Origin of the sequence: Georgenia satyanarayanai, from assembly GCF_900116375.1 — a bacterium.
GTDB lineage: Bacteria > Actinomycetota > Actinomycetes > Actinomycetales > Actinomycetaceae > Oceanitalea > Oceanitalea nanhaiensis.
On sequence record NZ_UETB01000001.1, the window covers coordinates 626,519 to 648,135 of the forward strand.

Genomic DNA, 21,617 nt, shown 5'->3' on the forward strand with positions numbered 1-21,617 from the left:
ACCCGCCGCCACCAAGGGAGTAGTGCCGTGGAGTTCCTCATCCTCATCGCCGTGTTCGGACTCATGATGTGGATGATGTCCCGAGGGGCGAAGAAGCAGCGCCAGGCCGCCGCCGAGGTGCGCAACAGCCTCGAGGTCGGCCAGCAGGTCATGACCGCCTCCGGCTTCTACGGCACGATCGTCGACGTCGATGGCGATGTCATCACCCTCGAGTCCACCCCTGGCGTCGAGACCATGTGGAAGCGCGAGGCGATCCACTCCGTCACCGAGCCGCCCTTCGCGGTCGTGGACGAGGAGGAGACCGCCGCCGACGACGACACCACGGTCGCGGTTCCCGACGACGCCTCCTCGCTCACCACCACGGACGAGCCCGTCGTCACCGACGAGCGCCCCGGCGACGAGAGCGACGAGCGGCGCGCCTGAGCGCCCCTCCACACAGAGAGAAGACCGCGTTGGCGACAACCGCCCCACGCCCGCTGCGCAGGATCATCGTCCTGCTCGTCATCGTCGCAGCCATGTTCGGTTCCGTTGCGATCGCCCAGCAGCTGGGTGACGACGACGCCGAGGGCGGCGCCTCCTTCGCGCCCGGCCTCGCCCTCGACCTCGAGGGCGGTGTCCAGCTCATCCTCACGCCGCGGCTCGACCCGGAGGCCGAGGGCGGCGACGGCGAGATCACCGAGGACGACATCGACCAGGCGATCGAGATCATCCGCCAGCGCGTGGACGCCTCCGGCGTCGCCGAGGCCGAGATCACCCGCCAGGGCGCGGACAACATCGTCGTCGGCCTGCCCGGCCGCCCCGACGAGGCCACCCTCGACCTCGTGCGCCAGTCGGCCGAGCTGCGCTTCCGCCCGGTGCTCACGATGACCGACCCCACACCGATCGACCCCGGCCAGGAGGGCCTGCCCACCGGCCCCGAGGACGACGCCGAGGCCGGCGCGCCGCAGGACGGTGAGGAGGCGGCCGAGGAGAGCGCCACCGACGAGGCCACCGCGCCCGCGGAGGGCGAGGCCACCGAGGACGCCGCGACCGGGGGCGAGGAGCCCGCCGGGAGCGAGCAGCCCGCCGACGCGGACCGCGCAGCGATCGAGGAGGCGGCCTTCGCCGTCGCCGACGAGAACGGTGACGGGGAGCTGCAGAGCACGCCCGCGACCGAGCCGACGAGCAACAGTGACCCGGCCTGGATCACCGAGCAGCTGGTCTACGAGCTCTACACCCTCGACTGCACCGACCCCGCGAACCTCGTCGGCGGCGTCCAGGACGCGCCTGACGAGCCGCTCGTGTCCTGCGCGCAGGACGGCACGACGAAGTTCGTCCTCGGCCCCGTGGACGTCGAGGGGACGCAGGTCGAGTCCGCCGGCTCCGGCCTCGAGGTCACCCAGGCCGGCGTGACGACCAACAACTGGGTCGTCGACATCGCGTTCAACGACGAGGGCACCGAGCTGTTCCGTGAGGTCTCCGAGCGGCTCATCGCGCAGCCGAGCCCGCAGAACCAGTTCGGCATCGTCCTTGACGGTCTGGTCGTCTCCGCGCCCCGGATGAACCAGGCGATCCTCGACGGCCAGGCGCAGATCTCCGGCAGCTTCACGCGCGAGAGCGCCAACACGCTCGCCAACCAGCTGAACTTCGGCTCCCTGCCGCTCAACTTCGAGGTGCAGAGCGAGGACCAGATCTCCGCGACCCTCGGCTCCGAGCACCTGCGCAGCGGTCTCGTCGCCGGTCTCGGTGGCCTCCTCCTCGTGGCGCTGTACCTCCTGTGGCAGTACCGCGGCCTCGCGGTCGTGGCGGTGAGCAGCCTCCTCATCGCCGCCGTCACGACCTACGGCGCGATCATCGTGCTGTCGTGGCTCCAGGGCTACCGGCTGTCCCTCGCCGGCGTCGCGGGCCTCATCGTGGCCGTCGGCATCACGGCGGACTCCTTCATCCTCTACTTCGAGCGCATCCGCGACGAGATCCGTGACGGCCGCACCCTCGAGGGCGCGGTCGAGCACGGCTGGGCCCGCGCCCGGCGGACGATCATCGTCTCCGACCTCGTCACCCTGCTCGCCGCGGTGATCCTGTACTTCCTCGCCGTCGGCGGGGTGCGGGGCTTCGCCTTCACCCTCGGGCTCACGACGCTCATCGACCTCGTCGTCGTCTACCTCTTCACCCACCCGACCATGCAGCTGCTCATCCGCACGCGCTTCTTCGGTGAGGGGCACCGGCTGTCGGGCCTCAACCCGGAGAGCATCGGCGTCGACCCCGCGCGCTACCGCGGCCGCGGTCGCGTCGGTGAGGCGCGGACGCGGCCCCCGGCCGCCTCCCGGAAGGAGCCCGCGCGTGAGAAGCAGCCCGTGGGCGCCGGCCGCACGACCATCGCCGAGCGGCGGGCGGCCGAGCGTCGCGCCGCCGAGCAGGCGACGACCACCGAGGAGGAGGGCCGATGACCCGCCTGTCCCAGCTGGGCAACGAGCTCCACACCGGCGACCGCTCCTTCCCCTTCGTCCAGCGTCGCCGCACGTGGCTCTCCGTCGCCGCCGTGCTGGTCCTGCTCTCCGTGCTGCTCGTCGCTTTCAAGGGCATCAACGCTGGCATCGAGTTCACCGGTGGCTCGCAGTTCACCGTCACGGGGACGCAGAACGTGGAGGAGCAGCCGGCCCACGACGTCGTCGCGGAGGTCGGTACCGGCCAGGTCGCGCGCGTCTCGACGGTCGGCTCCACCTCGGTGCGCGTGCAGACCGAGGAGCTGAGCACGGAGCAGACGAGCGCCGTGCGCCAGGGGCTGGCCGAGGCCTACGGCGTGCCGGAGGCGGACGTCACCTCCACCTTCGTCGGTCCCTCCTGGGGCCAGGACATCACCCGGCAGGCGCTGCAGGGACTGATCGTCTTCATCGTGCTCGTGACGATCGTGCTGTCGGTGTACTTCCGCAGCTGGCAGATGGCCGGGGCCGCGCTCGTGTCGCTGGTCAACGACCTCATGCTCACGGTCGGGGTGTACGCCCTCATCGGGTGGGAGGTGACGCCGGCCACCGTCATCGGTCTGCTCACGATCCTCGGGTACTCGCTGTACGACACCGTCGTCGTGTTCGACAAGGTCCGCGAGAACACCCAGGAGCTCGCCGAGCAGCACGAGAGCACCTACGCCGAGCTGTCGAACCTCGCGGTCAACCAGACCCTCGTGCGCTCGATCAACACCTCGCTCACCTCGCTGCTGCCCGTGGGCTCGATCCTCTTCGTCGGGGCGATCCTGCTCGGCGCCGGGACGCTGCGGGACATCGCGCTCGCGCTGTTCGTCGGCATGTTCGTCTCCACCGTCTCCTCCGTCTTCGTCGCCACGCCCCTGCAGGTAGCCCTCCAGGAGCGCAACGCGGAGATCCGTCAGCACACGGACGACGTCCTCCAGCGCCGCAGCCGCCGGACGGGCAAGGACACCGTGGCGGTTGGTGCCGCAGCCGAGGAGAGCACTGTCGCAGGGACCCACCGTGGCCAGGCATCCCAGCCCAAGCGCCGGAAGGGGCGACGATGACAGACTTCCCGCAGGAGCTGACCCGGCTCCTCGACTCCCACGTCCGTGAGGTCCCCGACTTCCCCGAGCCGGGTGTCCTCTTCCGTGACATCACGCCGCTCCTCGCCGACGGTCCCGCCTTCGCCGCGCTCGTCGACGCCCTCGCCGAGCGCTACCGCGGGAAGATCGACGCCGTCGCCGGACTGGAGTCTCGCGGCTTCATCCTCGCGGCCCCCCTCGCGCACGCGCTGGGCGTCGGGATGATCACGATCCGCAAGGCCGGTCGCCTCCCGGGCCCCGTCACCGGTGTGGACTACACCCTCGAGTACGGCACGGCGCGTCTGGAGCTGCGCCCGGAGACGGTCGCGCCGGAGCAGCGGGTCCTCATCATCGACGACGTCCTCGCCACCGGCGGCACCGCGAGAGCCGCGATCGAGCTCATCGAGGGCGCCGGTGCCCGCGTGGCGGGCCTGACGATGCTCCTCGAGCTCGACGAGCTGCGCGGCCGCGAGCAGCTGACCGACTACCCGCTGGACAGCATCCTGCGCTACTGACGCACCCCGGTGCTCGGATCTGCCGACACGCTGCCTAGAATGGGGCGATGGCGGAGGAGACGGCTACCGGCGCAGGCCCGGACGCACGCGGACCGCGGGTGCGGTCGCGTTTCGCGCTGCTCGGCTCGCGCGGGCACTCCGCGTCGCCCGCGATCGAGCCGGTCCTCCACGCGCTGCGGTCCAACCACCCGCGGGCCGACACAGCACTGATCGAGCGAGCCTTCACGGTCGCCGAGCGCGCCCACCGCGGGCAGATGCGCAAGAGCGGTGACCCGTACATCACCCATCCCGTCGCGGTGACGACGATCCTCGCCGAGCTCGGGATGACGGTGCCGACGCTCGCGGCCGCCCTGCTCCACGACACCGTCGAGGACACCGACTACTCCCTGCAGCAGCTGCGCAGCGAGTTCGGGGAGGAGATCGCCCTCCTCGTCGACGGCGTCACCAAGCTCGACAAGGTCACCTACGGCGAGGCCGCCGAGGCCGAGACGGTCCGCAAGATGGTCGTGGCGATGGCGCGCGACATCCGCGTCCTCGTCATCAAGCTCGCCGACCGGCTTCACAACGCCCGCACGTGGAAGTACGTCTCGGCGAAGTCCGCCGGGCGCAAGGCCCGCGAGACCCTGGAGATCTACGCACCGCTCGCGCACCGGCTGGGCATGAACACGATCAAGTGGGAGCTGGAGGACCTGTCCTTCGCCACCCTCTACCCCAAGGTGTACGACGAGATCGTCCACCTCGTCGCCGAGCGGGCACCGGCGCGGGACGAGTACCTGTCCACGGTGCGCGGCCAGATCGAGTCGGACCTGCGCTCGAACAAGATCCGCGCGACGGTCACCGGCCGGCCCAAGCACTACTACTCGATCTACCAGAAGATGATCGTGCGCGGCCGCGACTTCGACGACATCTTCGACCTCGTCGGTGTGCGGGTCCTCGTCGACTCGGTCAAGGACTGCTACGCCGTCCTCGGCACGATGCACGCCCGCTGGAACCCCCTGCCCGGGCGGTTCAAGGACTACATCGCGATGCCGAAGTTCAACCTCTACCAGTCGCTCCACACGACCGTCATCGGTCCGGGCGGCAAGCCGGTGGAGATCCAGATCCGCACCCACGACATGCACCGCCGTGCCGAGTACGGTGTCGCGGCGCACTGGAAGTACAAGGAGGCCGCGCGGGGACGCACGGTCGACGCTCCCAAGGGTGCCGAGGAGATGGGCTGGCTGCGCCAGCTCGTCGACTGGCAGCGCGAGACCGCCGACCCCGGTGAGTTCCTCGACTCGCTGCGCTTCGAGATCTCCGGCTCGCAGGTCTACGTGTTCACCCCGAAGGGTGACGTCATGGCCCTGGCTCCCGGCGCGACGCCCGTCGACTTCGCCTATGCCGTCCACACCGAGGTGGGGCACCGGACCGTGGGTGCGCGCGTCAACGGACGCCTCGTGTCCCTGGAGTCACGCCTGGAGAACGGCGACACCGTCGAGGTCTTCACCTCCAAGTCCGAGTCGGCCGGCCCGAGCCGTGACTGGCTCAACTTCGTCACCACCCCGCGCGCCCGCAACAAGATCCGGGCCTGGTTCACCAAGGAGCGTCGCGAGGAGGCCATCGAGGGCGGCAAGGGCCTCATCGCCCGGGCGATGCGCAAGCAGAACCTGCCGATCCAGCGCCTCATGTCCCACGACAGCCTCACCGCCCTCGCGCACGAGATGAACTACGCCGACGTGTCGGCCCTCTATGCCGCGGTGGGCGAGAGCCAGGTGTCGGCATCGAACGTCGTCCAGAAGCTCGTCCAGTCGATGGGCGGGGAGTCGGGCGCCGAGGAGGACCTCGCCGAGGCCACCATGCCGGGGGAGACCCGGCCGCGGCTGCGCTCGGGGGACCCGGGGATCGTCGTCAAGGGCATGGACTCCGGAGACCTGTGGGTCAAGCTCGCCCGCTGCTGCACGCCGGTTCCGGGCGACCCCGTCGTCGGCTTCGTCACCCGTGGCTCGGGCGTGTCGGTGCACCGCACCGACTGCGGAAACCTCGAGAGCATGCGCAACGAGCCCGAGCGCATGGTGGACGTGGAGTGGTCGCTGCACGGCCAGAGCTCCTTCCTCGTCCAGATCCAGGTCGAGGCGCTGGACCGCGCCGGGCTGCTCTCCGACGTCACCCGGGTGCTGTCGGACAACCACGTCAACATCCTCTCGGCCTCGGTCCAGACGAGCCGCGACCGGGTGGCGCTGTCGAAGTTCGTCTTCGAGATGGCCGAGCCGTCCCACCTCGGGCACGTCCTGTCCGCCGTGCGGCGCATCGACGGCGTCTTCGACGTCTACCGGATCACCGGCGCCCGGTCCGAGGCCCGGCTGAAGTAGCCGGCTCCTCCACAGGGCCGGCCCGCCGACGCTGCCGTCCACAGCACCGGGTGGTGCCTCAGCGGCCCGTCCGGTCGCGGGGGCACTCTCGGGGCATGACGAAGGCGCTGGCGTGGCTGGAGGCGCCGCGGCCCACTCCGGTCGCGGCGGTGCTGCCGGCGCCTGGCGGCCTCGCCGGTGAACGGTACGACGGGCTCCTCGTGGCCACGCCCGGCGGCGGGCTCGCGCCCGTGGACGTGCTCGCACGTCCGGCGAGCAGGGCGTGGTCGCTGCGTGACGCCGTGCCGGCGGGGGCGGCGCTGTCACGCATCGCGGCGGTGTGGGTCCACACGGGTCGGCTGTGCCCGGAACGGGTGGAGGTGGTCGTCGACCCGGGCCGGCGGCTGCACGCCGGTGCCGTCGTGCACAGGCAGCAGCTGGAGGAGGCCGACGTCGTGGTCCTCGGCGGCGTGCCGACGACGACGCCGCTGCGCACGGCCGTCGACCTCCTGTGCTTCACGGAGGAGCAGCTCGCCGTCGCGGGCGCGTGCGCGCTCGTCCTCGGCGGGCTCGCCCCGCCGCTCGTGCACGAGGCGCTCACACGTCCCGGCCGCCGGGCGCCGGTCCGGCGCGCCATGGCCCTCCTCGCGGCGGCCGAGGACGCGGCGAGGCGGCGACGTCCATGACGCCGCCGCCTCGCTCGGGCTCAGGACCCCGTGGATCGCAGGATCTGGTCGAGCCAGGACTTCCGCGCCTCGAGCGCCGCGGCCGCCTCCTTCTCGGCCCGGGGGTCACCAGCGGCGCGCGCCTGCGCCAGCTGCTGCTCGAGGCCGTCGATCGCCTCGTAGAGCTGGGCCGCCGCGCCCTCGGCGCGGGCCTTCTTCTCCGGGTCGCTGCGGCTCCACCGCTCCTGGTCCGCGTCGCGCACGGCCTGCTCGACCGCCCGCATCCGGCCCTCGACCCGCTGGACGTCGCTACGCGGGACCTTGCCCGCCTCGTCCCACTTGTCCTGGATCGGGCGCAGGGCCGCCTTCGCGGCCTCCGGGTCGGTGACCGGGAGCAGCGCCTCCGCCTGCTCGAGCAGCGCGAGCTTCACCTCGAGGTTGGCCGCGTACTCGGCGTCGATCTGGGCGTTCTCGTTCTCCCGGGCCTCGTAGAAGGCCTGCCGGGCGGCGCGGAAGCGCGCCCACAGGGCGTCGTCCTCCTTGCGGCTGGCGCGGCCGGCGGCCTTCCACCGGTCCATCAGGTCCCGGTACGCGGCGGACGTGCGCCCCCAGTCCTTCGAGGTCGACAGCGCCTCGGCCTCGGCGATGAGCTGCTCCTTGGCCCGCTTGACCTCCGACTGCGTGGCGTCCAGCTGGGAGAAGAAGTGGCCCCGGTTGCGGTCGAAGGTCGTCCGCGCGCGGGAGAACCGCTTCCACAGCGCGTCCTCGGTGGGACGGTCCAGACGCGGGCCCGAGCGCTGAGCCTGCTTCCACTGGTCCAGGAGCGCGCGGAGCTCGTCACCGCTGGAACGCCAGTGGGTGCTGGCCGGGTCCGCGGCGGCGATGGCCTCGGCGCGCTCGACGACCGCCGTGCGCTCCTCGAGCGCCTTGGCCTTGGCGGCCTCGCGCTCGGCGCTGATCTCCTTGCGGCGGGCTGCCGCGCGCTCCCGCAGCGTCTCCACGCGGGCGCGCAGACCGTCGAGATCCCCGACGGCCGCCGGCTCGGCCAGCGCCTCGGTGAGCGTGGCCAGGGTCTGGTCGATCTCCTTGGTCTGCAGCTGGGGCAGGCGGGTCTCGAAAAGCAGCATCTGTGCCTGGAGGTCGAGGAAGCGGCGGACGTAGAAGGCGAGGGCCTCGTCCATGTCGGCGCCGGTGTACTGGCCAACGGTGCGCTCCCCGGCGGCCTCGCGCACCCAGACGGTGCCGTCCGGGTCCACCCGACCCCAGGCGGCCGCCGCTGCGGCCTCCTTGGCGTCGTCGAGGACGGGAGCGACCACGGCCGGCGCGGGCGCCGCGCCCGGTGCCTGCGCCGCGGGCTTGCGCAGGGCGGAGGGCTTGGGCAGCGGCCGGGGCCGGGGGACCGCCGTGGGCCGCGGTGCGGGCGCGGGTGCCTCGGCGGCCTCGGCCTCGATCGCGCCACCGGGCTCCGCCGAGGCGGGCTCGGTGTCCGCCTGCACCGCGGGTGCCTCGGGCTGCTCGGCGGGGGCGTCTGCCTGCTCGGCGGGTGCGTCTGCCTGGTCCGCGGGGGCGTCTGCCTGCTCGGCGGGTGCGTCTGCCTGGTCCGCGGGTGCGTCCGCCTGCTCGGCGGGTGCCTCGGGCTGCTCGGCGGGGGTGTCCGCCTGCTCGGCGGGTGCCTCGGGCTGCTCGGCGGGTGCCTCGGGCTGCTCGGCGGGGGTGTCCGCCTGCTCGGCGGGTGCCTCGACCTGCTCGGCGGGGGCGTCGGCCGGCCCGGTGGCGGCCTCCGGCTCCTCGGCGGCCTCTGCGGGCGCCGCAGCCTGCTCGGAGGGTGCGTCGGCGCCGGCGTCCGGCTGCGAGGGGGACTCCTCGACCGGCTCGGCGTCGGCCTGCTCGACGGGAGCGCCCTGCGTGGCAGCAGGAGCAGGCGGCAATCCCCCCTGCTCCGTCAGCGCCACGCTCTCGATCGCGTCCGCTGTCGGCTCGTCCGCGGGGTGCGGGGTCTGCTGCTCAGTCAATGGTCACTCCTTCGATGGTGACGGGAAGGGCCGGCTGCTCTGTGCCCTCGACGGTGCCCGCCGAGCCGACCTGCTGGAGGATGTCCAGCCCTTCGGTCACACGACCGAAGACGCTGTAACCGCCGGCGTTGTCCGACGGAAGTGGGACGTCGGCGAACACCATGAAGAACTGGCTGCCCATCGACTCTGCATTTCCTGACTGTCGTGCCATGGCGAGCGTGCCCGCCGGGTAGAGGTCGTCCTCGGGGGCGTTCTCCACCGGCCCGAAGCTGTAACCGGGCCCACCCGTGCCGGTGGCGGTCGGGTCGCCGCACTGGAGCAGCGAGTCGGGCAGCAGCCGGTGGCAGGCCGTGCCGTCGTAGAAGCCGTCACGCGCGAGGCGCAGGAAGTTCGCCGCCGCCTGCGGGGCGTTCTCCCCGTCGATCTCCATCCCGATGTCGCCGGCGCTCGTCTGCACGGTCACCTGCCACGTGCGGCCCTCGGCCTCCGCCGGGTCGGGCGCGGCGTCGTAGAGCTCGGGGTCGGTCGTCGGCAGGGGAGCGGCCTCCTCGGCGGGCGCCGTCGTCGGGGTGTCCGTCGGCTGCACGTCGGGCTCGTCCTCGGGCCGGTTGATCAGCAGCAGGGCGATGACGGCGGCCACGACGGCGAGGCCGACGATCGTGGCGACGACCATCGTCGTGCGGCGCCGGCGCGCGGCCTTCTCGCGGCTGCGCTTGTCCCAGCTCTCCTGCCGACGCTTCTGGTACGCGCGCTCCTGCTTGCTGCTGCGGGTCACGAGTTCTCCTGGTGGTGGTGCCGGCGGCACCGCGACGAACGAACGCCGACAAGTCTAGGCGGAACCCGAGCCCGCCGTGACCGTCCTCACGCCGGAGTGGCGCCGGGCCCGTCGTCGGGCGCCGTCCGGGCCGCTGGCTAAGGTGGTCGGATGCTCCTCCACGGCCTGCGTTCGCCGGTCTTCGGCACCAACACCCTGGTCCTCGCGGCGGGGTCGGACGGGCCCGCCGTCGTCGTCGACCCAGGGGCCGGCTCGGCCCCCCTCGTCGGCGAGGTGCTGCGCCGTCACGGCCTCCACGTGGGCGCCGTCGTCCTCACCCACGGGCACGCCGACCACCTGTGGGACTGTGCCGCGGTGGCGGGCGACGCGCCCGTGCTCATCGGCGCCGACGACGCCGACCGGCTCGCTGACCCGGGCGCCCACCTCGGCGTCGTCGGCAGCGCCTTCGCGAGCCTCGCGGGCGCACCGTGGCAGCCGGTGAGCGACGTGCGACCTGTCGGGCCCGGAGCCCACGAGCCGGTCCCCGGCGTCGTCCTGCACGCCGTCGCGGCGCCCGGCCACACGCCCGGCAGCACGCTGTGGCGACTCGACGGCGTCACCGCCCTCGACGGGCCGGCCTTCGCCGAGGCCGGGGTCGCCTCCCACGACGGCCCCGTCGTCCTCACCGGGGACGTCGTCTTCGCCGGCTCCGTCGGGCGCACCGACCTCCCGGGCGGGGACGAGGCCATGATGCGCCGCACCCTGCGCGAGCTCGCCTCCTCGCTGCCCGCCGGCGCCCTCCTCGTCCCCGGGCACGGACCCGCGACGACGACGGCGCGCGAGCTCGCGACCAACCCGTTCATCGCCCGCGCACTGGCCTGAGCACCGGCCCACCGCCCGAACCTCACTAGGATCGCCCCATGGCCCGTCCCACCCCCCTGTCCGGCTTCCCCGAGTGGCTGCCCGCCGAGCGCGCGGTCGAGACCCACGTCCTCGACGTCCTGCGCCGCACCTTCGAGCTGCACGGCTTCGCGGGCATCGAGACCCGCGCCGTCGAGCCCGTCGAGGAGCTCCTGCGCAAGGGGGAGACCTCCAAGGAGGTCTACGCGGTCAGCCGCCTGCACGACGAGGACGGCGCCTCCTCGGAGAAGCGCCTGGGCCTGCACTTCGACCTCACCGTGCCGCTCGCCCGGTACGTGCTCGAGCACGCCGGCAAGCTCGTCTTCCCCTTCAAGCGCTACCAGATCCAGAAGGTGTGGCGCGGGGAGCGCCCGCAGGAGGGCCGCTTCCGGGAGTTCACGCAGGCCGACGTCGACGTCGTCGGCTCCGAGACGCTGCCCTTCCACTACGAGGTCGAGCTGCCCCTGGTCATGGCCGAGGCCCTGTCCACGCTGCCGATCCCGCCCGTGCGCATCGCGGTCAACAACCGCAAGATCGCCGAGGGCTTCTACACGGGCATCGGGCTCACCGACGTCGAGGGGGCGCTGCGCGCCATCGACAAGCTCGCCAAGATCGGCCCCGACGCCGTCGCCGAGCTCCTGGAGAAGGACGCCGGCGCCACGCCCGAGCAGGCCCGCCAGGCCCTCGAGCTCGCCGCGGTCAACGGCATTGACGCGAGCGTCGCCGAGCGCGTGCGCGCCCTGGGCGTGAGCACCCCGCTGCTGGAGGAGGGCCTGTCCGAGCTCGTCGCGCTCGTCGAGGCGGCCGAGGAGCGCGTCCCGGGCACCGTCGTCGCCGACCTCTCGATCGCCCGCGGCCTGGACTACTACACGGGCTCGGTCTACGAGACGACGCTCGTCGGCCACGAGGACCTCGGCTCCATCTGCTCCGGCGGCCGCTACGACTCCCTCGCCTCCGACGGCTCGCGCACCTACCCCGGCGTCGGGCTGTCCATCGGCGTGTCGCGACTGGTCGCCCGCATCCTCGGCGCCGGGCTGGCCACCGCCAGCCGCGCGGTGCCCACGGCCGTGCTCGTCGCCGTCGGCTCGGAGGAGGAGCGCCGCCGCAGCGAGGACGTCGCCGCCGCCCTGCGCGCCCGCGGCATCCCCACCGACGTCGCCCCCACCGCCGCGAAGTTCGGCAAGCAGATCCGCCACGCGGACCGGCTCGGCATCCCCTTCGTCTGGTTCCCGGGCGCCGAGGGCGACGAGGTCAAGGACATCCGCTCCGGGGACCAGGCGCCCGCCGACCCCGCGAGCTGGGCCCCGCCCGCCGAGGACCTCCTGCCGTCGGTGCAGCGGACCTGAGATGACCCAAGTCTCCGGCGAGCCGCGCGACGACGTCGTCGCGGGCCTGCGCACGCTGGACGAGCGGCTCGCGCGCACGGCCCTGCCGCTCGACCTGCCCGGCGTGGAGGAGGCCAGGCGGCTGCAGCGTGGCCTCGTCGACCAGCTCGAGGACTACGTCCTGCCCCGCGCCGAGCGGCTGGACGCGCCCCTGCTCGCCGTCGTCGGCGGCTCCACGGGTGCGGGCAAGTCGACGCTCGTCAACTCCCTCGTGGGCCAGGAGGTCTCGCGCGCGTCGGCGATCCGGCCGACCACCCGGCGCCCCGTCCTCGTCCACCACCCCGACGACGCCGCCTGGTTCACCGGCGACCGCGTCCTGCCCGGGCTCGCCCGGGTCCAGGGGGCCGCACCGGCCACGCCGCACGCCGCCGAGGAGGACCCGATCACCGAGCTCGGCCTCGTCGCGGCCGACACCGTCCCGCGAGGGCTCGCGCTCCTCGACGCGCCGGACATCGACTCCGTCGTCGCCGCCAACCGGCGTCTGGCCACCCAGCTCCTCGCGGCCGCCGACCTGTGGATCTTCGTCACGACGGCGGCCCGCTACGCCGACGCCGTCCCCTGGGAGCTGCTGCGCGAAGCAGCGGCCCGGCGCGTCGTCGTCGCCGTCGTCCTGGACCGGGTGCCGCCCGGCACGGCCGGGGAGATCCGTGCCGACCTCGCCGAGCGACTCGAGACGGAGGGGCTCGCGCACGCGCCCCTGTTCGTCGTCTCCGAGCAGCCCGCCGGCGCGGCGCGCCGCCTGCCCGACGCCGACATCGGCCCCGTGCGCACCTGGCTCACCGGTCTCGTCGCCGACGCCGGCACCCGCGCGAGTGTCGCGCGCCAGACCCTCGCCGGTGCGGTCGCCGGGGTGCTGCGGGGGGCCGCCGACGTCGCCGCTGCCGCACGCGCCCAGGCGCAGGCCGCCGACGGTCTCACGCAGGCCGCCGTCGAGCACCACGCGGCGGCGGCACGCGCCGTCATGGAGGCCACCGAGGACGGCACGCTGCTGCGCGGGGAGGTCCTCGCCCGGTGGCAGGAGTTCGTCGGCACGGGGGAGTGGCTGCGGGGAGTCGAGGCCGCCGTCGGTCGCCTGCGTGACCGGGTCGCCGGCTTCCTGCGCGGACGGCCACCCACCCAGGCCCGCGCGGAGGAGGCGATCGAGAGCGGGCTCGTCACGCTCGTCGTCTCCGAGGTCGAGCACGCCGAGCGCGAGACCCGCCGCGCCTGGCAGGGCCTGCCGGGTGGGACCACGGCCCTCGAGGGCCTGCCGCCGCGGCCGGCCGCCGCCGACCGTCCCCGGCTCGCCGAGGAGGTCGCCGCCGAGGTGCGCGACTGGCAGCGGGCTCTCCTCGAGCGGGTCCGCGCCGAGGGGGAGGACCGGCGTGTACGCGCCCGGATGCTCTCGCTGGGCGTCAACGCCTCCGGGGTCGCCCTCATGCTCGTCGTCTTCGCCTTCTCCGGCGGGCTCACCGGTATCGAGGTGGGCGTGGCCGGCGGCACCGCCGTCGTGGGCCAGAAGGTCCTCGAGATGGTCTTCGGGGACCAGGCCGTCCGCGAGCTCGCCCGGCACGCCCAGCGCGACCTCGGCGAGCGGGTGGACCGGCTCCTCGAGGAGCACCGGCGCCCCTGGCTGGAGCGCGTGGCAGGACTCGGCGTGGACGCCGACGCCGCGGACGGCCTGCACGCGGCAGCCGACGCCGTGCGCACCGGCGAGGCGGGCCGATGAGGCGCCGCTCGCGTGCGCCCCTCCTCGAGGATCGCGTCACCGCCCTGACGACGGCGGTCGAGCTCGGCGAGGGGGTCGTGCCGCCGGCCCGCCTGCTGCCCGCCCGCGAGGTCCTCGAGCGGTCCGGCGCCCGCAGCGCACTCGCGCCCGGCGTGACCGTCGCGGCGCTCCTCGGCGCCACGGGCTCGGGCAAGTCGAGCCTGTTCAACGCGCTCGTCGGGGAGCCGCTGGCCGCCGTCCACGCGCGCCGTCCCACCACCACGCAGCCCTTGGCCGCCGTCTGGGAGGCGCCGGGCGTCACCGGGCTCCTCGACTGGCTCGAGGTCCCCGACCGGCGGCTGCGGCCCGCCGACCCGACGCTCTCGGGCCTCGTGCTCCTCGACCTCCCGGACATCGACTCCACCCGGGTGGAGAACCGCGCCGTCGCCGCGCGCCTCGCCGACCGGGTCGACGCCCTCGTGTGGGTGCTCGACCCGCAGAAGTACGCCGACGCCGTCGTCCACGAGGAGTACCTGCGCCCGCTGCGCGAGCACGCGTCGGTGAGCGTCGTCGTCCTCAACCAGGTCGACCGGCTGCCCGCCGAGGAGCTGCCCGGCGTGCTCGCCCACCTGCGTCAGATACTGGCCGACGACGGGGTGGGCGACGTCGAGCTCCTCACCACCTCCGCCCGCACGAGCGCCGGCGTGCCCGAGCTCAGTGCCCGCCTCGCGCGCCTGGCCGCGGAGGGTCGCGCGGCGCGCGACCGGCTCGAGGCCGACGTGCGCACCGTCGCCGCGACCCTGCGGGACACCACCGGCGGTGAGGCCTCGGCCCCGGACGCCGGCCGCCTCGTGGACGCCTGCGCGTCGGCCGCCGGGGTGCGAGAGGTCGTCACCGCCGTCGAGCGGTCCTACCGGCGCCGCGCGGGCCGGCACGTCGGCTGGCCACCGCTGCGCTGGCTGGGACGGCTGCGCCCGGACCCGCTGCGCCGCCTGCACCTCGAGTCGCCGGCAGCCGGCGCCTCGTCCCTGCCCGCACCCACCCCGGCGCAGGAGGCGGGCGTGCGCACCGGCGTCCACGACCTCGCGTGGAGCGCAACCGAGGGGATGGCCGAGCCCTGGCGGGGCGCGGTCACCCAGCGGGTCGAGGACCGGGTCCCGGTGCTCGTCGACGCGCTCGACACCGCCGTCGCCCGCACCGACCTGGGCGCCGAGCACCGTCCGCGGTGGTGGCGGCTGTGGGCCGTGCTCGGGGTGCTCCTCTTCACGACGGCGCTGGCCGGGGCCGCGTGGCTGGGCGCGCTGGCCCTGTTCGGCTACCTGAGGCTGCCCGAGCCCGAGACGCCGATGGCGGGGCCGCTGCCGTGGCCGACGGCGCTGCTCCTCGGTGGCCTGGCCGCCGGGCTGCTCCTCGCCGTCGCGGGGCGGCTGCTCGCGCGGGTCGGCGCCCGCCGGGCGGCCCGGCGCGCCCGCGGCCGGCTCGCGGCTGCCGTCGAGGACGCCGCCACCCGGGTCATGGTCGAGCCGCTCCGCGCGGACCTCGACCGCTACCGGGAGTTCTCCGCCGCCGTGGAGCTCGCCGCCCGGTGAACGGCGAGAGCCGGCCCGCCCGCGAGACGTAGCTGTCCACCTGCTGGTCTACCCGCTTGTCGTCCGAGCTCCCTCGCCCGCTCAGCCCCGGCTGAGGTGAACCGGGTAGCTCACGGCGCCGCGCCGCCCACACATGCCGAGAGCCGGCCGCCCGCTGCTGCGGACGACCGGCTCCCGGTGACGCTGAGGTGTCAGCGGCGCGGCTTGCGCGGGCCGGGGCCCGTGTCGGGACGGATCTTCAGCGGGCGGCCGGCGACGCGCGCGGCGGCGATGCGCCGGCTCGTCTCCGGGCTGAGCTCCTGGCTGATCTCCACGAGGGAGAAGCTCGGGAAGATGTCGATCTTGCCGAGGTCCTGGCCACGCAGACCTCCCTCACCGGTGATCGCGCCGACGATGGCGCCCGCCTGGACGCCGTCGCGGTGGCCGACCTCGACGCGGTAGCGGGTGCCGGAGCCGTCGCGGTGACGCGAGCGGGTGCCGGCGCGGCCGGTGCGCGGGCCGGTGTGACGGTGGCTGTTGTCGCGGCCCTCCTCGAAGGTGGCGCCGACGAACTCACCGGAGGAGTCGTAGCGCTCCTCGCGGCGCTGGCGAGGGCCGGCGTCCTCGACGCTGCGCTCCTCGCGGGGCGCGGGGCCGTCGTCGCCGACTGCGATCGCGAGCAGGGCGGCGGCCATCTCGCGCAGGTCGTGCTCGGAGCCGTCGAGGATCTCGCGGTAGAGGTCCAGACGGCCGGCGGCGAGCCGGTCCCCGACCTTGGCGAGCATGGAGCTGGCCCGGTGGGCGGAGACGTCCGCCGGGCTGGGGATGACGGCCTCCTGGAGCCGGCTGCCCGTGGCGCGCTCGATCTGGCTCAGCTGCCCCCGCTCGCGGGGGGTGAGGAAGGTGAGGGCGCGGCCGCTGCGGCCGGCGCGGCCGGTACGGCCGATGCGGTGCACGTAGGTCTCGGTCTCGCGGGGCACGTCGAAGTTGACGACGAGGCCGATGCGCTCGACGTCGAGGCCGCGGGCGGCGACGTCGGTCGCGACGAGCACGTCGAGCGTGCCCGAGCGGAGCCGGTCGATGAGCTTCTCGCGGTCCTTCTGCGCGACGTCGCCGGAGATCGCGGCGGCCTGGATGCCGCGGCCGGCGAGCTCGATGGCGACCTCGTCGGCGGCGGACTTGGTGCGGACGAAGACGATGGCGGCGTCGGCGTCGCTGATCGCGAGGACGCGGGCCAGGGCACCGGTCTTGTGACGGAACGGCACGACGGCGTAGGTCTGCTCGATGTTGCTCACCGTCGACGACGCCGGGGTGACGCTGACGCGGACCGGGTCGGTGAGGTGGGTGGCGGCGACGCGCTTGATCGCGGCCGGCATGGTCGCGGAGAAGAGGGCGGTGCGGCGGCCGGCGGGGACGCGGGCGGCGATCTGCTCGACGTCCTCGGCGAAGCCCATCCGGAGCATCTCGTCGGCCTCGTCCAGGACGAGGAAGCGGACGTTCGACAGGTCGAGGCTGCCCTTCTCCATGAGGTCCATGACGCGGCCGGGCGTGCCGACGACCACCTGGGCGCCGTCGCGCAGGCCGCGCAGCTGCGGCGTGAAGCTCGAGCCGCCGTAGATCGGCAGCACCGTGAGGCCGCGCTGGTGCGAGGCGAAGGTCGCGATGGCGTCGCTCACCTGGAGCGCGAGCTCACGGGTGGGGGCCAGGACGAGGGCCTGGACGGCGCGGAGCTTGGGGTCGACGGCGGCGAGGAGCGGCAGGCCGAAGGCGGCCGTCTTGCCGGTACCCGTCTGGGCGACGCCGACGACGTCGCGGCCGGCGAGCAGCAGCGGGATCGCCTCGGTCTGGATGCCGGTGGGGGTGGTGAAGCCGAGGTCGGTGACCGCGGAGAGGAGGTCGTCCGGCAGTCCGAGGTCGGCGAAACCGGTCTCCGGGCGTGCGGGGGCAAGGTCATTGAGGACAGCAGTCAAGAAAAGACAACCCATCAGATAGCGGAGTGGGGCTTACGCACGCCAGGCAGGCGACGCACCCTCCGCGATGGGCCCCGACCAGCGACACTTCCGCACGGGACCTGAGGCGGCACATACACACTCCAGGAGCCACCAGACTACCGGCAGGGTGCCGCGCGCGGTCGGCGGGGCGCGGTGACGCTCGGCACAGGGTCGGTCGGCTCACGCGTCGGCGTCGCTCAGGCGTCCGCCGGTCGGCTCACGCGTCGGCGAGAGCCGAGCTGTTCCTCGGGGCGCGGGCACCGGCGGCCGTGGCGAGGAGGCCGACGGCCGTGGCGAGGAGCAGCCCGGCGAGGTAGGCGACGGTCCCGCCCGAGTCGATGAGCGCGAGGACGATCGCCCCCGACGCCGCCAGGCCGGTGGCGGCACCGAGCGCGTCGGCCACCTGGAGGGAGGCGCTGACCTCCCCGTGCTGCGCGGCGGGCGTGAGCCGCAGCGCGAGGACGGTGAGCGCCGGGTAGACCATCCCGATGCCCAGGCCGGCGACCGCCGAGCCGGGCACCGCCAGCCAGGGGCTCGCGCCCGGCAGCGCCGCGCCGGCCGTCACCAGCGTCCCGACGGCGAGGACGAGCGGCCCGGCCCACGTGAGGCGTGCCCGCCCGGCCTCGCTCGCCACGCGGCCCTGGACGAAGGCGCCGACGGCCCAGGTGAGGGAGGAGACGGCGACGACGAAGCCGGCCGCCGTCACCGACCAGCCGTACTCGCGGACGAGGAGGAGGGGGAGGAAGGTCTGGCTCGTCATGAAGGTGGCGTTGAGCAGCGCGCGGCAGGCGACTGCGGCGGGCACGCCGGCCCGCAGGCGCACCGTGCCGGAGGGCAGCAGCCGCGGCAGGCACACGGCCAGGACGGCGAGCGCCATCCCGACCGCGGGCAGCGACCACCCCTGCTGGGCGCTGCCCGCCACCTGGAGGACGGCGACGGCGGCGCCCGCGCCCGTGGCGGCGAGGACGAGCCCGCGCACCGCGGGGCCGGACGCGTGGGCCGTCCCGCGGGCGGGCATGTGGCGCAGGAGCGGGGTGAAGGAGAGGGCGGCCGTGCCCACGAGGACCGCCGCGCCGAGGAACACCCAGCGCCACGACGCGTGGTCCACGACGAGCCCGGTGAGCGCCGGCCCGCCGAGCGCCGGCACCACCCACGCCGCGGAGAACCACGCGAAGAAGCCCGGTTGGCGCGCGGGCGGCACGATGGCCCCCACGAGGACGTACAGCGGCACGATGAGGAAGCCGCCGCCCAGACCCTGCACCCCCCGCCCGAGGGCGAGGACCTCCATCGTCGGGGCGGTCCCCGCGAGGACGAGGCCGAGCGGGAAGAGGACGAGCCCGAGCAGGAGGACCGGTCGGGGGCCGCGGGCGTCGGCCCACCGCCCGGCCACCGCCGTCGCGACGAGCTGCGCCGCCAGGGGCGCGCCGGCGGCCACCGGGTACAGACGCAGGCCCTCGAGCTCCTCGCTCACCGCGGGCAGGGCGGCGCTGGCGGCGAGGTTCTCGAAGGCGACGAGGGTGATGAGGACGACGGAGGCGACGAGGAGCAGCCGCACGAGGTCGGGCGGGGCCGTCGCCCGGGCGGACGCACGGGTCATACCCGGATCATCGCGCCTCGCGGACCTCCGGTGGTAGCCGGGCCCGGCGGGCCAACTAGGATTGGCCGAGCGCCCGCCCGTCTAGCGGTGCGCCCGACCAAGGGAAGGATCCTCGTGCTCCGCACTCGCGACGCAGGTTCGCTGCGCTCCGCCGACATCGCCACCACCGTCACCCTCGCCGGGTGGGTGGACCGCCGCCGTGACCACGGCGGGGTGGCCTTCATCGACCTGCGGGACGCCTCGGGCATCGCCCAGGTCGTCATCCGGGACGAGGACGTGGCCCACGAGCTGCGCTCCGAGTTCGTCGTCCAGGTGACCGGTGAGGTGTCCCAGCGTCCGGAGGGCAACGCCAACCCCAACCTCGCGACCGGTGACATCGAGGTGATCGCGAGCGACGTCGTCGTCCTCAACGCGGCCGCCCCGCTGCCCTTCCAGGTCTCCGAGCACGCCGAGGACGGCGGCCAGGTCGGCGAGGAGGCGCGCCTGAAGTACCGCTACCTCGACCTGCGCCGCAAGGAGCCCGCGCACGCCCTGCGCCTGCGCGCCAAGGTCAACCAGGCCGCCCGCCGGGTGCTGGACGACCAGGGCTTCGTCGAGATCGAGACCCCCACCCTCACGCGGTCCACCCCCGAGGGCGCCCGTGACTTCCTCGTGCCCGCGCGCCTGTCGCCCGGCTCCTGGTACGCCCTGCCGCAGTCGCCGCAGCTGTTCAAGCAGCTGCTCATGGTCGCCGGCATGGAGCGCTACTACCAGATCGCGCGCTGCTACCGCGACGAGGACTTCCGCGCCGACCGCCAGCCCGAGTTCACCCAGCTCGACGTCGAGATGAGCTTCGTCGACCAGGAGGACGTCATCGGCGTCGCCGAGGAGGTGCTGCGCGAGCTGTGGGCGCTCATCGGCCACGAGATCGACGCCCCGATCGCGCGGATGACCTTCGCCGACGCGATGGCCCGCTACGGCACCGACAAGCCCGACCTGCGCTTCGGTCTGGAGCTCACCGAGCTCACCGAGTACTTCGCGAGCACGCCCTTCCGCGTCTTCCAGGCGCCCTACGTCGGCGCCGTCGTCATGCCCGGCGGCGCGAGCCAGCCCCGCCGGCAGTTCGACGCGTGGCAGGAGTGGGCCAAGCAGCGCGGCGCCAAGGGCCTGGCCTACGTCACCGTGGGTGAGGACGGGACGCTGGGCGGACCGGTCGCCAAGAACATCACCGACGAGGAGCGCGCAGGCCTGGCCGCCGCCACCGGCGCGCAGCCGGGCGACGCGATCTTCTTCGCCGCCGGCAAGCAGGGCGAGGCCCGTGCCCTCCTCGGCGCCGCGCGCCTGGAGATCGGCCGCCGCACCGGGCTCATCGACGAGGACGCCTGGTCCTTCGTCTGGGTCGTCGACGCGCCGCTGTTCAAGCCCACGGGCGAGGACGACGACGTCGCGGTGGGCTCCGGCTCCTGGACCGCCGTCCACCACGCCTTCACCTCCCCGACCCCGGAGTGGGTCGACCGCTTCGAGGAGGACCCGGGCAACGCGCTGGCCTACGCCTACGACATCGTGTGCAACGGCAACGAGATCGGCGGCGGGTCGATCCGTATCCACCGCCGCGACGTTCAGGAGCGCGTCTTCGCGATGATGGGGATCGGCGAGGAGGAGGCGCGGGAGAAGTTCGGCTTCCTGCTCGACGCCTTCGCCTACGGCGCCCCGCCGCACGGCGGGATCGCCTTCGGCTGGGACCGGATCGTCGCCCTGCTCACCCGCTCGGAGTCGATCCGCGAGGTCATCGCCTTCCCGAAGTCCGGTGGCGGCTACGACCCGCTCACCCAGGCACCGGCGCCGATCACCCCCGAGCAGCGCCGCGAGGCCGGCGTGGACGCCAAGCCGAAGAAGGCCGAGCCGGCCGCTCCCACCGCCTGAGGTGGGGCGCCACCTCTTCCTCCGCGCCAACGCCAGCCGCTGGCAGGAGGAGCGGGCCTGGCACGCCGACGGCGCGACGCTCCTGCTCGTGCGGGTGCGTCGCCCGTCGGGGGAGCGGCAGCAGCTCGTGGGCGCGGGCGAGCCGGACGCACTCGCGTCCGCGCTCTCCCGCGCCGCCGCCGACGGCGTGCCCGCCGTGCCTTTCGGCCTGCTCACGCGCGGCACGTGGGAGCTCGTCCCGGCGGACGCACGCGAGCGGCTCGGCCTGCGGGCCGGGCCGGTGTGGGACTGGATGTGGTCGGCCGAGGTGCCGCCGCTCCAGCCGGGGGAGGAGCGCGTCGGCCCGGTGACGGGACCCGACGCCGCCGAGGAGGTGCGCGCCTGCCTGTCGCGCGCCAACCCGGACACGAGCGCCGACCCCGCCGACCCCGACCTCCGGTGGTGGGGCTACCGGGACGAGGACGGGGTCCTGCGCGGCGTCGTCGCCGTCAACGCACCCGCCGGCGGCCCGGTGCACCTCTCGGGGCTGGGCACGGACACGAGCTGGCGCCGCCGGGGCGTCGGCGGCGCGATGATGGCCGCGGTCACCCGGTGGGCGCTGACCGAGCACCCGCTCGTCCACTACGGCATCTGGACCGACAACGACGCCGCCCGGCGCATCTACACGCGCCTGGGCTACGCCGTCGGCCAGGAGATCGAGAACGTCGTCGCGAAGCCCACGGCCTAGATCCGGGCAGGTCAAGGCCTGAGGCTTGGTGCCCCCAAGGAGCCTCCGGCTCGATGTGGGATTC

At 74.3% G+C, this 21,617-nt stretch carries 16 protein-coding genes; 12 read left to right on the forward strand and 4 right to left on the reverse strand.

From position 1 onward, the window contains the following. Positions 1–27 precede the first annotated feature (27 nt). The 6 genes from yajC (at position 28) to DSZ44_RS02765 (ending at position 7,051) form a co-directional block, all read left to right on the forward strand. The gene (gene yajC, locus DSZ44_RS02740) at positions 28–423 is read left to right on the forward strand and encodes a preprotein translocase subunit YajC (RefSeq protein WP_110851021.1); all 396 of its coding nucleotides are present in this window, start codon (positions 28–30) and stop codon (positions 421–423) included. Positions 424–452: 29 nt separating this feature from the next. Then, on the forward strand, positions 453–2,426 hold the full coding sequence (gene secD / locus DSZ44_RS02745) for a protein translocase subunit SecD (protein ID WP_110851022.1): 1,974 nt from the start codon (positions 453–455) through the stop codon (positions 2,424–2,426). Further along, entirely contained in the window at positions 2,423–3,505 is a 1,083-nt protein-coding gene (gene secF / locus DSZ44_RS02750) for a protein translocase subunit SecF (protein ID WP_110851023.1), read from the forward strand. Before secD ends, secF begins: the two co-directional genes overlap by 4 nt. After that, positions 3,502–4,038, forward strand: a complete 537-nt coding sequence (locus DSZ44_RS02755; protein WP_110851024.1) for an adenine phosphoribosyltransferase — start codon at positions 3,502–3,504, stop codon at positions 4,036–4,038. Before secF ends, DSZ44_RS02755 begins: the two co-directional genes overlap by 4 nt. Before the next feature lie 47 nt (positions 4,039–4,085). Further along, the gene (locus DSZ44_RS02760; RefSeq protein ID WP_110851025.1) at positions 4,086–6,386 is read left to right on the forward strand and encodes a RelA/SpoT family protein; all 2,301 of its coding nucleotides are present in this window, start codon (positions 4,086–4,088) and stop codon (positions 6,384–6,386) included. Positions 6,387–6,481: 95 nt separating this feature from the next. After that, positions 6,482–7,051, forward strand: a complete 570-nt coding sequence (locus DSZ44_RS02765; RefSeq protein WP_110851026.1) for a hypothetical protein — start codon at positions 6,482–6,484, stop codon at positions 7,049–7,051. Positions 7,052–7,071: 20 nt separating this feature from the next. On the opposite strand, the gene DSZ44_RS02770 is transcribed toward DSZ44_RS02765, so the two are convergent. Both DSZ44_RS02770 and DSZ44_RS02775 read right to left on the reverse strand, forming a co-directional pair. After that, positions 7,072–9,042, reverse strand: a complete 1,971-nt coding sequence (locus DSZ44_RS02770) for a DUF349 domain-containing protein (RefSeq protein WP_258369171.1) — start codon at positions 9,040–9,042, stop codon at positions 7,072–7,074. Continuing rightward, complete coding sequence (locus DSZ44_RS02775) at positions 9,035–9,817, reverse strand: peptidylprolyl isomerase (protein WP_110851027.1); 783 nt, start codon at positions 9,815–9,817, stop codon at positions 9,035–9,037. The genes DSZ44_RS02770 and DSZ44_RS02775 overlap by 8 nt, the downstream gene beginning before the upstream one ends. Before the next feature lie 150 nt (positions 9,818–9,967). Between DSZ44_RS02775 and DSZ44_RS02780 the strand changes: the two genes are divergently transcribed. The 4 genes from DSZ44_RS02780 to DSZ44_RS02795 are packed head-to-tail and all read left to right on the forward strand — an operon-like array spanning position 9,968 to position 15,357. Further along, positions 9,968–10,678, forward strand: coding sequence for an MBL fold metallo-hydrolase (locus DSZ44_RS02780; protein WP_110851028.1), 711 nt, complete (start codon positions 9,968–9,970; stop codon positions 10,676–10,678). Positions 10,679–10,716: 38 nt separating this feature from the next. Then, a complete protein-coding gene (gene hisS / locus DSZ44_RS02785; protein WP_110851029.1) occupies positions 10,717–12,042 on the forward strand; it encodes a histidine--tRNA ligase in 1,326 nt (441 codons plus the stop codon). A gap of 1 nt (position 12,043) precedes the next feature. Next, positions 12,044–13,789, forward strand: a complete 1,746-nt coding sequence (locus tag DSZ44_RS02790; protein WP_110851030.1) for a dynamin family protein — start codon at positions 12,044–12,046, stop codon at positions 13,787–13,789. Next, complete coding sequence (locus tag DSZ44_RS02795) at positions 13,786–15,357, forward strand: GTPase (RefSeq protein WP_110851031.1); 1,572 nt, start codon at positions 13,786–13,788, stop codon at positions 15,355–15,357. The genes DSZ44_RS02790 and DSZ44_RS02795 overlap by 4 nt, the downstream gene beginning before the upstream one ends. A 191-nt stretch (positions 15,358–15,548) precedes the next feature. Here the strand turns inward: DSZ44_RS02795 and DSZ44_RS02800 are convergent, their stop codons facing one another. Then, the gene (locus DSZ44_RS02800) at positions 15,549–17,321 is read right to left on the reverse strand and encodes a DEAD/DEAH box helicase (RefSeq protein ID WP_110851032.1); all 1,773 of its coding nucleotides are present in this window, start codon (positions 17,319–17,321) and stop codon (positions 15,549–15,551) included. Positions 17,322–17,544: 223 nt separating this feature from the next. Continuing rightward, positions 17,545–18,924 (reverse strand): MFS transporter, encoded by a 1,380-nt coding sequence (locus tag DSZ44_RS02805; RefSeq protein ID WP_110851033.1) that lies wholly within the window; start codon positions 18,922–18,924, stop codon positions 17,545–17,547. 114 nt (positions 18,925–19,038) lie between these two features. On the opposite strand from DSZ44_RS02805, the gene aspS reads away from it, so the two are divergent. Next, positions 19,039–20,826: an aspartate--tRNA ligase gene (gene aspS / locus DSZ44_RS02810; RefSeq protein WP_110851034.1), complete on the forward strand. Its 1,788-nt coding sequence runs from the start codon at positions 19,039–19,041 to the stop codon at positions 20,824–20,826. 1 nt (position 20,827) lies between these two features. Beyond that, the gene (locus DSZ44_RS02815; protein ID WP_110851035.1) at positions 20,828–21,553 is read left to right on the forward strand and encodes a GNAT family N-acetyltransferase; all 726 of its coding nucleotides are present in this window, start codon (positions 20,828–20,830) and stop codon (positions 21,551–21,553) included. Positions 21,554–21,617 lie beyond the last annotated feature (64 nt).

What these genes read in the sequence shown, in the direction of transcription:
- secF (WP_110851023.1), top strand. Translation starts at nt 2,423, where the DNA reads ATGACCCGCCTGTCCCAGCTGGGCAACGAGCTCCACACCGGCGACCGC.
- DSZ44_RS02755 (WP_110851024.1), top strand. Translation starts at nt 3,502, where the DNA reads ATGACAGACTTCCCGCAGGAGCTGACCCGGCTCCTCGACTCCCACGTC.
- DSZ44_RS02760 (WP_110851025.1), top strand. Translation starts at nt 4,086, where the DNA reads ATGGCGGAGGAGACGGCTACCGGCGCAGGCCCGGACGCACGCGGACCG.
- DSZ44_RS02765 (WP_110851026.1), top strand. Translation starts at nt 6,482, where the DNA reads ATGACGAAGGCGCTGGCGTGGCTGGAGGCGCCGCGGCCCACTCCGGTC.
- DSZ44_RS02780 (WP_110851028.1), top strand. Translation starts at nt 9,968, where the DNA reads ATGCTCCTCCACGGCCTGCGTTCGCCGGTCTTCGGCACCAACACCCTG.
- hisS (WP_110851029.1), top strand. Translation starts at nt 10,717, where the DNA reads ATGGCCCGTCCCACCCCCCTGTCCGGCTTCCCCGAGTGGCTGCCCGCC.
- DSZ44_RS02790 (WP_110851030.1), top strand. Translation starts at nt 12,044, where the DNA reads ATGACCCAAGTCTCCGGCGAGCCGCGCGACGACGTCGTCGCGGGCCTG.
- DSZ44_RS02795 (WP_110851031.1), top strand. Translation starts at nt 13,786, where the DNA reads ATGAGGCGCCGCTCGCGTGCGCCCCTCCTCGAGGATCGCGTCACCGCC.
- DSZ44_RS02800 (WP_110851032.1), bottom strand. Translation starts at nt 17,321, where the DNA reads ATGGGTTGTCTTTTCTTGACTGCTGTCCTCAATGACCTTGCCCCCGCA.
- DSZ44_RS02805 (WP_110851033.1), bottom strand. Translation starts at nt 18,924, where the DNA reads ATGACCCGTGCGTCCGCCCGGGCGACGGCCCCGCCCGACCTCGTGCGG.